The sequence below is a fragment of the Natronococcus roseus genome, from assembly GCF_043677095.1.
GTDB classification, from domain to species: domain Archaea; phylum Halobacteriota; class Halobacteria; order Halobacteriales; family Natrialbaceae; genus Natronococcus; species Natronococcus roseus.
The window spans coordinates 118719-131214 of sequence record NZ_JBHLJR010000006.1 but is presented as its reverse complement, the minus strand read 5'-3'; the positions used below and the strand labels follow the sequence as shown (position 1 = coordinate 131214).

Genomic DNA, 12496 nt, shown 5'->3' with positions numbered 1-12496 from the left:
TTCGAAACTGGTCGCGGCGGGGACAAAACCGGACCTCGCGTTCTCGAGGCCCGGGAACGGGCGGGAAGATGTTCGCCACAACCGACTTCGGGGAGGCGTCGACTCGACGTCCGTATGGTCGAGAAGACGGTGCGCTCGAGGGTCGACGGCCAGTCTTTGGGGTCGAGCCCCCGCTGGGAGGTGTTCGTTCGAGACGAGGCGTCCGATCCGCTGACCTACGCGGGTAGCGTGGTCGCAGCTGACGGCGAGACGGCCCACGAGCACGCCTCGCGGCTGTTCGGCTGGTACGCCGTCGAGGTGTGGGTCTGTCCGGCAGACGACGTCGAGCGGTACTCGTCGCGAGAGAACGAACCCGATGACGGGAGTCGAGCTCCCGGAGACGGGACGGAGCCCCGCGTCTACGAGGAGACCGAGGGAACGCCTCGAGCGCGCGAGCGCTGATGCGGATTGCTGTAACGATTTACCGGCACAATCGCCGCCCAGGTCGCGGTTGCGCCGGAAATGACTTACAGTAAACCGTATGAACGACGGCGCGACTCAGCAACAGAACATGAACGGATAGATCAGCGCTACCCGGTCACTCTCCTCGAGTTCGGTCTCGAACCCCTCGAAGTGCTCGTTGAACCGCCCGTTGATACAGACGCGAGCGTAGGGACGGGTCTGGTCGCCCTCGGGGTTCTTCCGCCACGTTCCGGGGAGCTCGTCGGGAACCGGCGCCCAGCCCCTGGCCGTCGCGTCGGCTTCGGTCTCGGCGATGAGCAGCTCCTCGACGTCGTACTCCTCGAAGAACGCCTCGAGGAACTCCCGCAGGGTCGTCCCCTCGAAGGTGAACTCGAGGTCGTGGTCGCCGACGGCGTCTCGGACGTGGCCCGTACACCGAACGTCGACGGTCGTCGTTCGCGCCTGCTGGTCGACCGCAGCGGTCGTCTCCGTTGTCATACCCGAGACGACGGGCCGAGCAACCAAACGGATGGCTCCGAACATGTTCGTCGGTCCCGGAGCCGCATCGACCGCATCGGCCCTCGGTACGACGGTTTCCCGAATCGGTTGGCGATGACTATTTTTGGGGATCGGCGGAACTTCAGACAACATTTAGTAAGAAATAAACAGTATTTCAGCCTAGGCGAAGGAAGAAAAAGATTATGTGTCGTTGATTGCTGCGTTTGAGTGCAGACGATGTCCCTCCAAACAGACCACCTACCGCGTTCCGCCGACGACGGGCAAGACTCGAGCGCGGAGACGGTGTCGCTCGACGACGACGACGTCTTCCACATTCTCCAGACGAACCGCCGTCGTGACGCGATCCGCTACCTCCTCGAGCACGACGAACCGGTCAGGATGCGCGACGTCGCCGAGTACGTCGCCGCCATAGAAAACGACACGACCGTCGCGGAGCTGAACTCGACGGAGCGCCAGCGCGTCTACATCCCGCTGTACCAGTCCCACCTCCCGAAACTCGACTCGGAGGGGATCATCGAGTACAACAAGTCCCGCGGGATCGTCCGCCCGACCGAGACGCTCGAGCTGTTCCGCCCGTACCTCGAGTTGCCCGGCGCCGACGGCGAGGCCGACGCCAACACCGACGTCGGCGGCTGGCTCGAGCGCCGCGAGACCGTCCTCGCCGTCACGAGCGCGAGCCTGCTACTGTCCTCGGCGATCGGCGTCTACGCCGCCGTCAACGCCGCCGCGACGAGTTTCGCGCTCGCGGCCGTCATCGGCGCGATCGCGATCCCCGGACTGGCGGTCGGGACGATCGCCACCGCGGCGTTCGCGCTGCTGGTTGGGACGAACTACAAACCGTCGTTCGGTCCGTTCTCGGAGTAGGGACTCGAGAACGAAAGGGTGGTGTCTGTTACTCCGTTTCTGCTATTCGAGCCGTTCCCGTAACCGCGTCGACGTCGATCGCGACGAGTCCACGGTCGGTCTCGAGCGTAACCGTCCAGGTTCCGCTGGTCCGGTAGGGTTGTTCCCGAAGCGAGAGCTCGGCGTACCCCTCGTCGGTCGCCTTCGTGCGGGCGATGCGCTCGGCCGCCTCGGGCGCTTCGATCTCGATCTCGTCGGTGAGCCGAACGCTGACGACCGGAACGTCCGACAGCCGGACGACCCGCTCGGCGACGCTCCCGACCAGCACGCGGTCGAGTCCCGTCCGTCCCTGCGTTCCCATGACGACCATGTCGATCCCCGCCTCGTCGATGTAGTCGAGGATCTCCTCGTGGGGAACGCCGCTTTCGACCGCGGTCGTGACCGCGACTCCGTCGCGGACGGCTTCGGTCTCGACCCGTTCGACCGCTCGTCGTGCGCCCGCGGTTACGTCCGCCCGATCCTCGAGGGTACCGAGCGGCCCCTCGGGAACGACCGACAGCGCGTGGACCGTCGCGTCGAAGCGGTCCGCGATCGTCAGCGCGTGCGTGATCGCTCGTCGGGTCCCGTCGCTCCCGTCCGTCGGCACGAGGACGTTCTGGTACATCGGACCGAAGGTTAGCGTGGCGGGGATAAATAGCCCGTGCCGGCGGCCGGTAGTACCGACTCGTCCGTCGGCAGGCGTTATTTCCGGTAGCCGATTCACCGAACGTCTCGAACAGTGTGAACGCTTTTCATCGTACGCGAAGACGTTGTCGTGGAACATGGCAAATCTTGTCAATCACGTCGCGAAGACCGTCCGCCAGCATGGCGAGAACGCTGCGATCGGGTTCCAGGGGAGCGAGACGAGCTACGAGGAGTTTTGGGGTCAGACCGGCGCCTTCGCCGCCGCGCTCGAGGCACGCGGAATCGGCGAGGACGACCGGGTCGCGATCTACCTGCCGAACGTGCCGCCGTTCGTCATCGCCTTCCACGGCACGCTGCGGGCAGCCGGGGTCGTCGTCCCGATGAACCCCCAGTACAAGGCCCGCGAGATCGGTCACCTGCTCGCCGACAGCGGAGCGACGGTCGTCGTTACGCTGGCCGATCTCGTTCCGTTCGTCGAGGAGGTCCGCGACGAGACCGACGTCGAACACGTCGTCGCAGTCGGCGGCGAGGCAGACGGCGCGACGCCTTTCGAGGAGTTCCTCGAGCCCGGCACACCGGACGTCGTCGAGCGTGACGACGACGACGTCGCCGTCCAGCCCTACACCAGCGGGACGACGGGCCGTCCCAAGGGCGTCCAGCTCACCCACCGCAACCTCGAGTCCAACACCCGGATGGCCAACGAACTCATTCCGGAGGGGATCCGCCCGGACGACAAACAGCTCGGCGTCCTTCCGCTGTTCCATATCTACGGGATGACCGTCGTGATGAACGCGACGCTGTTCGGGGGCGGTACCTACTACGCGGTGCCGGAGTGGGACGCCCAGGAGGCCGTCTCGATCGTCGAGGACCAGGAGCTGACGCTGATGCACGGCGTGCCGGCGATGTACAACGACGTCATCAACCAGCCCGACGCCGAGTCGTTCGATCTCTCCTCGCTGCGGCTCTGTGGTGTCGGCGGCTCGGGCATCCCCGTCGAAGTCCTCCGTCGGTTCGAAGAGCTGTACGACGTGCAGCTCTACGAGGGGTACGGACTGACCGAGACCAGCCCGATTACCCACTTCAACAGTCCCGTCGACGGGCGACGCGTCGGCAGTATCGGGCGGACCGTTCCTAGGGTAGAGGCTCGAGTCGTCGACGGGAACTTCGAGGAACTCGCCCCGATCGCCGAGGGGCCCGTCGACGAAGCGAAGACGGATATCGACGAGATCGCCGGCGAAATCGTCGTCTCCGGGCCGAACGTGATGAAGGGCTACTACGGCCTCCCCGAGGCCGACGAGAGGGCGTTCACCGAAAGCGACGGCAAGCGGTGGTTCCACACGGGCGATCTCGGCTACCGCGACGAGGACGACTTCTTCTACGTCGTCGACCGCGAGAAACACATGATCGTCACGGGCGGCTACAACGTCTACCCGCGGGAGGTCGAAGAGTTGCTGTTCGAGCACGAGGCGGTCGCCGACGCCGCGGTCGTCGGGATTCCAGACGAGCGCCGCGGCGAGACTGTGAAGGCGTACGTCGTCCCCGTTCCCGATGCCGACGTCGAACCCGACGGGATCAGGGAGTACTGTCTGACGAACCTCGCGGAGTACAAACACCCTCGCGAAGTCGAGTTCGTCGAGGAACTTCCCCGGACGACCACCGGGAAGGTCCAGAAGTTCAAGCTCCGCGAGCGCGAGGAGGACGCCGCGGAGTAGCGGCCCGAGGAACGGGGTTCGGGCCACGAGACGCCGGGCGAGGTCGGGAGACGAAATCGTCACCCGCGTGCGCCCCGGTGGGGCGTGATATCACGGTTCTCAAAAATCCTTTACTTTAGCATTACGTACCTAAGACGTCGCCTTTCCTGCGGGTGGGCGCGAGGTGCAAATGACGAACACAAGAGATGTACTCCTATTCGGACTGTTAGCTGTCGTGTGGGGATCTGGATTTACCGCGATCGAGGTCGGACTGGACTCGTTGCCGCCGCTCCTGTTCGCGGCGTTTCGTTTCGATACCGCTGCGCTGATTTTCTTCGCGCTCGTCGTCGCGAGCGGTGCCCGGTTGCGCCCGGGGAGCCGTGACGACATCTGGCTGGTCCTGACGACCGGGGTTTTCCTGATCGGAGCCCACTTCGCCCTGCTGTTTCTCGGACAGCGCTACGTCTCGAGCAGCGTCGCGGCGATCGTGCTGAGCTTCGCGCCGATCGTCACCCCCGCAATCGCGCTCGCGGTCCTTCCGTTCCACCGGATTCGAGCGACGGACGGTCTCGGCTTGCTCGTCGGATTCGTCGGCGTCGCCGCCATCGCCGTCGCGGGTGGGTCCCTCGGCGGTCGATTCGCGGGCATCGCGCTCCTGTTCGGCGCGGCCGTCACGTTCGCGTTCGGCTCCGTGCTTACCCAGCGATTCTCCCGGACCCTCCCGCTGGTCTCGCTGCAGGCCTGGTCGATGCTCGTCGGCGCGGCGATCCTTCACGCCGCCAGCATCGTCCACCCGGCGGAGGCGCTCTCGGGAGTCGACTGGAACGGCGGGGCGCTCGCGGCGATCGCCTACCTCGGCGTCGTCTCCACCGTCGGCGGCTTCCTGCTGTACTTCGCGCTGCTCGAGGGCGTCGGGCCGACCAACGCGAGCCTCGTCAGCTACGCGACCCCAATCGTTGCGGCGGTGTTCGGCGCGGCGATGCTGGCCGAACCGATCACGGCCGCGATGGTGGTCGGCTTCGGGCTCATCGCCGTCGGGTTCGCGCTCTGTCAGGTTCGGCCCCTCTGGCGGCTCGTTCGCGGCCTTCGGGGCTCGCGACGGGTCCCCGCCGAGGGCGGCACGGTTCGGGTGCGCGGCAACGAGTACGTCCTCGAGGAGCCGACCCTCGAGCGCTCCCGTGTCAGCATGGGTCAGGGGTACGGTCCCTCCAACGGCCGGAACGGAACCGCCCAACCGGTAGCTGACGACTGAGCTGCTCGTATCGAAAACGAACGCGAATCGTCCGGTCGCCTTCTCTGGGTCCATCCGATCGTGGGGAGGTACCGGCGGATCGGGCCTGACGCCCGACTCCCTCGCCGTCGAGGCGAGTTCCAGTCACTCCGCCTCGAGATGACACACGTCCGCCGACGGGTCCGAGGTCGTCGACCGACACCGCGCGAACCACGTCCTCGTCTCGTCGTACGCCAACAGGTCGGCGACAGCGGCGTAACAGTCGATCGCTCGATCGTCTTCGCGGTCGTCCGGCCGTTCACCGTCGTCGGCGTCCCTGGCCGACTCCGTCTCGAACACCTGGATCGACGCCGTTTCGTGGCCGTCGAATCGAACGTCGACGCGGTACCGTCCCGGTTCGGCCGGCCAGCCGCAGTCGACGTCCGCCCCCGGGACGACTCCCGCTTCGTCGTCGTACGCCGCGACCGTCTCGGTCGTCGAGAAGACACGCTCGTCGTCCCGGTAAACGTCGACGTGAGCGGTTCGCTCGCGCTGGGTCTGGTTCGTGAGGATGATTCGGCCGAGATGGACATCCTCGCCCCGGTTACCGAGGGCGGCGACACAGACCGCGGCGCCACCGATCGACGCCGAACTGAGCGAAGCGAGGACGCCCCGTCGATGCATAGCTGACGAGTCTCCCATCGGAGTAAGTATCTTCGGGCCCACGATCACCGTCGTGTTCGTCGGCGGTCCGTGGCGGCGGTCGGACGGCCCCGGTCAGCCACGTTTCGCGGCTGTGTATTCGCTCGGCCTCGCTGCGCTCGAGCGAGGCCAGTTTTCCCCGATCGGTAAGGAAAGGGAGAGGGAACTGAGCTGACCGCTGAGTTCGAACGGCAGGTGCAGCCGCCGGCTGTCCCTGGGGCTGGACCCGCTAGCGCTACTGGCTTTCAGCCCGATTTTTCCCGGGTGTCCCGCCCCCGACGGGAGAGAGCGTCGAGACGCGAGCGTTCTCCTTGATCTCGATCCCGCCGTCGGGAACCGAAAGCGGGAGCAGCGGGAGGTGGGAACTGACCTGGACGGTCGGGTGAGACCCTCCGCGGGCGAGCAGCTCGTTGTTCGGCTGGAGGAGCAGCGGCTCCTCGAGGTCGGTGAGGAACTCGTTGTGCTGGAGGACGTACCGGCCGCCCTCGAGGGACCACCAGCCGTACTCGTCGTCGGGGTCGCGCCGGCTGGTTTCGACCGGCTCGAGGTCGGCGTCTGCCAGTTCGTCGCCGCCGAAGTCGAGGCTTCCCGGGGCGGCGACCTCGTAGATCGCGCTCACCGTCAGGTCGATCCCGCGGTCGTGGACTTGTACCGGTTCGTACACGAGGTTGTCGACGGCGTCGGCGATCGGGTGGTCGTCGCTCATATCGGTCGAACCGACGGTCCCGAGCGGCAAAAAATGTGCCGCCCGGAGAGAGCGAAACGGTATCGTACCGTCGGTCGGAACGGCGACGCATGGACGTTAATCGGCAGCGACTCCGCAGGGATATCGAGGAGAACGCCGCGTTCGGCGCGACCGACGCCGAGAGTGGACGGGGCCGGACCGTTCTCGCGGGAACCGAGGCCAACCGGGAGGCACGGGATCGGTTCGTCGACCGCTGTACGGACGCGGGACTCGAGGTCTCGGTCGACGCCGTCGGCAACGTTGCTGCGACCTGGTTTCCCGAGAACGCCGATCCCGAGGCTGCCCCGGTCGCAACGGGCAGCCACCTCGACTCGGTCCCCGAGGGCGGGATCTTCGACGGACCGCTGGGCGTCTACGGCGCGCTCGAGGCCGTCCGGACGCTACAGGAGAGCGATCTCGAACGGAGTCTCGAGCGTCCGGTTACGGTCGTCTCGTTCACCGAGGAGGAGGGGACCCGCTTCGGCGGGGGGATGTTCGGCTCGTCGGTCGCCACGGGTCGCCGGAGCGTCGACGACGCGCTCGCCGCGACCGACGGCGACGGGATCGCCGTCGAGGACGCCCTCGAGTCGATCGGCTACCGGGGCGAGGGCATCCTCGACGCGGGCGCATGGGACGCCTTCCTCGAGTTGCACGTCGAGCAGGACACCCGCCTCGAGGAGCGGGGGGTTCCGGTCGGAATCGTGACGACGATCACCGGGATCGCCCACGCGACCGCCGAGTTCGTCGGCGAGGCGAACCACGCCGGAGCGACGGGGATGGACGAGCGAACGGACGCCCTCGCGGCGGCCAGCGAGTTCGTGCTCGACCTCGAGACCAGGGGCCGCGAGCACGCCGCGGCCGGCGAGGGGACGGCCGTCGCGACCGTCGGCAAGAGCCGGGTTCACCCGAACGCGACGAACGTCGTTCCCGGCAGGGTCGAACTCGGCGTCGACGTACGGGACGTCGAGTACGACACGATGGAGGCGATCCTCGAGACCGCGACGACGAGCCTCGAGCGACTCGAGGCCGAACGTAGCGTCGAGACGGGTTTCGAACGCGAGATCGACGTCGAGCCGGCGCCGATGGACCGTCGGTGTCGGAACGCCCTCGAGCGGGCTGGCGCCGAGGCGGGGATCGACACCCTCGAGCTGCACTCGGGGGCGGCCCACGACGCGATGCGGGTCTCGCGAGTGACCGACGCGGGGATGCTGTTTGCACCCTCCGAGGACGGGCTCTCGCACACGCCGCTCGAGTGGACCGACTGGGAGGACTGTGCGACGGCGACGCGGGTACTTGCGGGAGCGCTCGCGAACCTCGCGGTCGCCGACGAGAGCTAACCGGTTCCCCGAACGCTTTGGTAGACCCTCCCGCAAGGGGAGGTATGACCGACGTTCTCAGCGAGGAGATGGCGAGGTTCGTTCGCGCGGTCGGCCCCGAGCCCGACGAGACCCTGCGCGAGATGGACGAGTACGCCGACTCGGCTGGCTTCCCCCACGTCGGACCCGAGGTGGGCGGCTTCCTGCGTTTTCTCGCCCGCGTTGTCGGCGCCGAGCGGGTCTTCGAGTTCGGCTCGGGCTACGGCTACTCGGCGTACTGGTTCGCGGACGCACTCTCGGAGACGGGCGAGGTTGTCCTCACCGAGGTCGACGAGGACGAACTCGAGCTGGCCCGCGAGTACATGGCCGCGGGCGGCTACGACGACCGCGCGCGCTACGAGCTCGGCGACGCTCTCGAGACGATCGAGGAGTACGCGGGACCGTTCGACGTCGCGCTGATCGACCACCAGAAACACCGCTACGTCGACGCTTTCGAGGCGATCCGGCCGAAGATTCCCGTCGGCGGGGTCGTCGTCGCGGACAACGCGATCACCGCGGGGCCGATCGAGTTCGAGACGCTGCTCGAGGTCGTCGAAACGAACGACGAGAGCGGAGAGTGGACGATCCCCGAATCGGCCAACGACCACACCCGCGGCATCGCGGCCTACCTCGAGCGTGTGACCGGCGACCAAGCTTTCGAGACCGTCGTCCTTCCGCTAGGCGAGGGGATCGCCGTCAGCTACCGCGTGGAGTAGTCGGGGGCCTCGCCCTCGAGGGCCTGCTCGTCGGCGACGTCCGCGCCCGAGCTCGCGTACTCCCGGAAGCCGAGAAAGACCGTCGTCGAGCAGGGCAACAGCAGCGAGGCCCAGGTCAGCGCCGACAGCGAGTGGACGCCCGCCGTCGTCGACCCGGGTGCGGCTCCCGCGATCGTCTCGAGGCCGACGAGGTGCAGTCCCGCGACGCCGAGGAAGGCGATCCAGAGCCCGAGCGAGAGCCGGGCCAGCGTCGGGCGCGAGACCCGGTTGGCGTACAGCGCCACGCAGTAGACGCCGCCGACCGCCAGCGCGGTTGCACCCACGGTCATCGCGGGACCCACGCCCGCGGCGGTCGCCGCGCCGGCACCGGCGAAGAGGGCGAACGAGACGGCGAGCAAGCGCCGATCGGACTGAGGAACTGTCGGAACCACGTCGAACACCGTTTCCTGGGAGCAACACTCGACCGTACAAATACCTGTTGGCTGCCTCCGTGCGGCGTGGATTCGTCCCGCAGCGAGCGAAATGCGGCGAACGTGAGGAGCGAGCGTCACGCCGCTCGACGTCGGCTTCGAATCGCCGAGTAGGACGACTGCGACGAACCGAGTTCGAGTTAGTACTGGGCACGGCTTTACAATATCCAAAACCCGCGGGGCCCAACCAAAGGGTCTCCAGATAACCCAAAATAATGGGAAAATGGCAAGTCGATCACCTCGAATTATGTGCGATACAAAATTTTTAATCCGATCGAGGCTCGACGTTCGAGTATGAAGCGTACCCGTATCAACTCGGACGACCAGTACGGTGTCGACTACTACCTACCGGGGACGCCCACGGCGTTCGAAACTCCGGACAACCTGATTGGAACCCTCGAGCGGCTGTTCCGTCCGCGTGGACGGATCGGTGCAGAGCGAGAGCGCGAGCGGACGAACCGCTAACACTCGGAGTCCCCGTCCCGCCGCGTCGCGGCTCGAACGACGTTTTCGGCGAGTGCCGCGAGGGTTACCGGACCGACGCCGCCGGGAACGGGCGTGATCGCGCTCGCTCTTTCTGACGCGCTCTCGAACGCCACGTCGCCGACGACCCCGTCGTCTCCACCCGGTTTTCTATTCGCGCTGACGTCGACGACGACGGCACCGCTCGAGAACATGGCGCCGTCGACCACCCCCGGTGTGCCGGCCGCGGTGACGACGATATCGGCTCGGCGCGTGTGCGCGGCGAGGTCGGCCGTCCGCGAGTGGCAGACCGTGATAGTCGCGTTGCCGCACGAACGCTTCTGCAGCAGCCGGTTCGCCAGCGGCTTGCCGATCACGTCGGACCGACCGATGATGACGACGTCGGCTCCCGAAACCGGGACGTCGTACGCCGAGAGCAGCCGACACACCGCGGCCGTCGTCGCCGGAACGAATCGCGGCTCGCCGGCGACGAGCCGTCCCACGTTCTCGAGGTGAAGACAGTCGACGTCCTTCGTCGGCTCGAGTCGCTGCCTGACCCCCGTCAGCGAAACGCCGTCGGGCAGGGGAACCTGGACGAAGACGGCGTCGACGGCCGAGGTTTCGCCCAGTCGTTGGATCTCCCGGTACAGCCGCTCGGCGGGCGCGCTGGGCTCGAGCCGAACATCGCGGGTGGCGATTCCGACGTCGGCGCAGGTCTCGTGTTTTAGCTCCACGAATCGCTCGTCGGCCGGATCGTCGCTCATCAGGACCGTCGCGAGCGTCGGCGTCGTCCCCCTCTCCCGGAGCGTGTTGACCCGGTCGGCGACGCGCTCGCGGATCGGCGCCGCGACCGGCTCGCCGCGAAGCAGTTCCGGTGACACACTCGTGGTTCGTCGACCGGCGCCTTGTAGGGTTCGCCGCCCTCGAGTCGACGGTCCGAAACCGGAACGGTTGGAAAGCATTTGGTCCTCCCGTTCGAGTATCCGACCATGGCATACGAGTACACGGGTGATGCCGCCGCGCGTCTCCTCGAGACGTACGACACCGACGCCGCCACCGGGCCGGAGTCGTCGGCGCCGTTCCCACAGGACCGCAGGCGGCCGGAGCTGAACCTGCTCAGGCGGCTCCTGTTTCCCGGCTGCTGGAACGCCCGGAAGCTGCTCGAGGACGAGTCGGCGGTTCGAAACACGCTCACGGAGCTGGGATCACACTACGAGTCGGGGATCCGAGCCTACTCCGGGTCGGATCCGGCCGGGACGACGACCGACGTCCTCGACCGCCTCCCGGAGCTTCGCCGAACCCTCGAGAAGGACGTCGAGGCCGCCTACAAGGGCGATCCGGCCGCGCGGTCGGTCGTCGAGATCGTCCGTTCCTACCCCGGGCTGCAGGCGATCATGGTCCAGCGGGTCGCCCACTGTATCTACGACACTGGCGTTCCCGAGTACGCGAGGGAACTCACGGAGTACGCCAAGACGGTGACGGGGATCGACATCCATCCGGGGGCACGGATCGGCGACCACTTCTTCATCGACCACGGCACCGGCGTGGTCATCGGCGAAACCGCGACGATCGGCGACTGGGTCCGGCTCTACCAGGACGTCACCCTGGGGGCGCTCCACTTCGAGGAGGAGGAAGACGACGAGAAGGCCCTCAAGAAGGGGTACAAGCGCCACCCCGACATCGGCGACAACGTCGTGATCGGGGCCGGAACGAAGGTGCTGGGCGCGATCACCGTCGGCGATCACGTCAGCATCGGCGCCAACTCCTGGGTGACCGAGGACATCCCGGATCACACGAGCGTGTTCGTCTCCGAACACCCCGAACAGGAGCGAAAACGAAACGGGTAGTCAGCGGTGCTTCTCGAGCGTCTCGGCTCGCCAGGACTCGAGGTCGGGTACCTGGTTGAACGCGTAGATGTGAACGCCTCGGATGTCGTACCGGGGGTCGGTCGCGTACGGTGCGAGCCCCTCGAGCAACGTGTCGGGCGAGTAGGTCCCCCTGGAGCCGACGAGCTGGCGGACGAAGCCGACGATCCCGCTGGTCTTTTTGAGAAAGCGGACGGAGTCGCCGACGCCGACCTTCTTCGAGATGCCGAGCAGCCGCTGGTATTTCATCACGCCTGGAACGCCGACCTCGACGGGAAGCTCGACGCCGCGGTCGCGGATCTCCTCGATCCACTCGATGACCGCATCGGGATCGTAACACAGCTGCGTGACGATGTAGGTCGCGTAGGGCTCCTTCTCGGCCATCGACTCGGCCAGCGTCTCCTCGTCGATGAAGGCGTGGCCCTCCGGATACCCCGTGATCCCGACCTCCGCGAACGAGTAGGGGACCTCCTCGAGGGCGACCAGCAGCTCCAGTGCGGACTCGAACTCGCCGGCCGGCTCCTCGCGATCCCCGCCGGGGACGAAGATATCCGTCACCCCGGCCTCGGTGAGTCGACGGGCGATCTCCTCGAGGTGGTCTCGATCCTCGACGTAGCGGGCCGCGACGTGAGGGACGATCTCGTAGCCGCGCTCGCTGGCCCGCTCGCTCCACTCGATCGTCGCCTCGAGACCCAGGGTTGGGGAGGTGGTGATAGCGATCTCCGAGCCTTCGGGAAGGTGACCGAGCTGTTCGTCGATGCTCTCGAACGGCATCAGCTCGAAACGAGGCTCCTCGAGGAGTTCGACCATCCCC

Annotated in this window: 15 protein-coding genes; 8 read left to right on the top strand and 7 right to left on the bottom strand. The window is 66.9% G+C overall.

The window, feature by feature from the left end; all coding sequences use genetic code 11:
• Positions 1-114 precede the first annotated feature (114 nt).
• Positions 115-441, top strand: a complete 327-nt coding sequence (locus ACFEMD_RS16890; RefSeq protein ID WP_394742407.1) for an Htur_1727 family rSAM-partnered candidate RiPP — start codon at positions 115-117, stop codon at positions 439-441.
• A 96-nt stretch (positions 442-537) separates the two neighbouring features.
• Here ACFEMD_RS16890 and ACFEMD_RS16885 read toward each other — a convergent pair whose 3' ends face one another.
• Positions 538-939: a ubiquitin family protein gene (locus tag ACFEMD_RS16885; protein ID WP_394742406.1), complete on the bottom strand. Its 402-nt coding sequence runs from the start codon at positions 937-939 to the stop codon at positions 538-540.
• Positions 940-1176: 237 nt separating this feature from the next.
• On the opposite strand from ACFEMD_RS16885, the gene ACFEMD_RS16880 reads away from it, so the two are divergent.
• Complete coding sequence (locus ACFEMD_RS16880; protein ID WP_394742405.1) at positions 1177-1824, top strand: DUF7344 domain-containing protein; 648 nt, start codon at positions 1177-1179, stop codon at positions 1822-1824.
• A gap of 28 nt (positions 1825-1852) precedes the next feature.
• Here ACFEMD_RS16880 and ACFEMD_RS16875 read toward each other — a convergent pair whose 3' ends face one another.
• Positions 1853-2467 (bottom strand): universal stress protein, encoded by a 615-nt coding sequence (locus tag ACFEMD_RS16875; protein ID WP_394742403.1) that lies wholly within the window; start codon positions 2465-2467, stop codon positions 1853-1855.
• A gap of 157 nt (positions 2468-2624) precedes the next feature.
• On the opposite strand from ACFEMD_RS16875, the gene ACFEMD_RS16870 reads away from it, so the two are divergent.
• Positions 2625-4199 (top strand): long-chain-fatty-acid--CoA ligase, encoded by a 1575-nt coding sequence (locus tag ACFEMD_RS16870; protein ID WP_394742402.1) that lies wholly within the window; start codon positions 2625-2627, stop codon positions 4197-4199.
• A 169-nt stretch (positions 4200-4368) separates the two neighbouring features.
• Positions 4369-5430, top strand: coding sequence for a DMT family transporter (locus tag ACFEMD_RS16865; RefSeq protein ID WP_394742401.1), 1062 nt, complete (start codon positions 4369-4371; stop codon positions 5428-5430).
• Between the two features lie 123 nt (positions 5431-5553).
• Here the strand turns inward: ACFEMD_RS16865 and ACFEMD_RS16860 are convergent, their stop codons facing one another.
• Complete coding sequence (locus tag ACFEMD_RS16860; RefSeq protein ID WP_394742400.1) at positions 5554-6072, bottom strand: hypothetical protein; 519 nt, start codon at positions 6070-6072, stop codon at positions 5554-5556.
• A 253-nt stretch (positions 6073-6325) separates the two neighbouring features.
• A complete protein-coding gene (locus ACFEMD_RS16855) occupies positions 6326-6796 on the bottom strand; it encodes a dCTP deaminase/dUTPase family protein (protein WP_394742398.1) in 471 nt (156 codons plus the stop codon).
• Between the two features lie 89 nt (positions 6797-6885).
• On the opposite strand from ACFEMD_RS16855, the gene ACFEMD_RS16850 reads away from it, so the two are divergent.
• Together ACFEMD_RS16850 and ACFEMD_RS16845 are read left to right on the top strand one after the other, a co-directional pair.
• Entirely contained in the window at positions 6886-8151 is a 1266-nt protein-coding gene (locus tag ACFEMD_RS16850) for a Zn-dependent hydrolase (RefSeq protein ID WP_394742397.1), read from the top strand.
• A 44-nt stretch (positions 8152-8195) separates the two neighbouring features.
• On the top strand, positions 8196-8885 hold the full coding sequence (locus tag ACFEMD_RS16845; protein WP_394742396.1) for an O-methyltransferase: 690 nt from the start codon (positions 8196-8198) through the stop codon (positions 8883-8885).
• Here ACFEMD_RS16845 and ACFEMD_RS16840 read toward each other — a convergent pair.
• Positions 8870-9325, bottom strand: a complete 456-nt coding sequence (locus ACFEMD_RS16840) for a hypothetical protein (protein WP_394742395.1) — start codon at positions 9323-9325, stop codon at positions 8870-8872. The genes ACFEMD_RS16845 and ACFEMD_RS16840 overlap by 16 nt on opposite strands.
• Before the next feature lie 324 nt (positions 9326-9649).
• Between ACFEMD_RS16840 and ACFEMD_RS16835 the strand changes: the two genes are divergently transcribed.
• The gene (locus ACFEMD_RS16835) at positions 9650-9820 is read left to right on the top strand and encodes a hypothetical protein (protein WP_394742394.1); all 171 of its coding nucleotides are present in this window, start codon (positions 9650-9652) and stop codon (positions 9818-9820) included.
• Here the strand turns inward: ACFEMD_RS16835 and ACFEMD_RS16830 are convergent.
• The gene (locus ACFEMD_RS16830) at positions 9817-10698 is read right to left on the bottom strand and encodes a bifunctional 5,10-methylenetetrahydrofolate dehydrogenase/5,10-methenyltetrahydrofolate cyclohydrolase (protein ID WP_394742392.1); all 882 of its coding nucleotides are present in this window, start codon (positions 10696-10698) and stop codon (positions 9817-9819) included. The genes ACFEMD_RS16835 and ACFEMD_RS16830 overlap by 4 nt on opposite strands.
• Positions 10699-10806: 108 nt before the next feature.
• Between ACFEMD_RS16830 and epsC the strand changes: the two genes are divergently transcribed.
• Entirely contained in the window at positions 10807-11664 is an 858-nt protein-coding gene (gene epsC, locus ACFEMD_RS16825) for a serine O-acetyltransferase EpsC (protein ID WP_394742390.1), read from the top strand.
• On the opposite strand, the gene ACFEMD_RS16820 is transcribed toward epsC, so the two are convergent.
• On the bottom strand, positions 11665-12492 hold the full coding sequence (locus tag ACFEMD_RS16820) for a methylenetetrahydrofolate reductase (protein ID WP_394742752.1): 828 nt from the start codon (positions 12490-12492) through the stop codon (positions 11665-11667). It abuts the gene before it with no gap.
• Between the last annotated feature and the right edge of the window lie 4 nt (positions 12493-12496).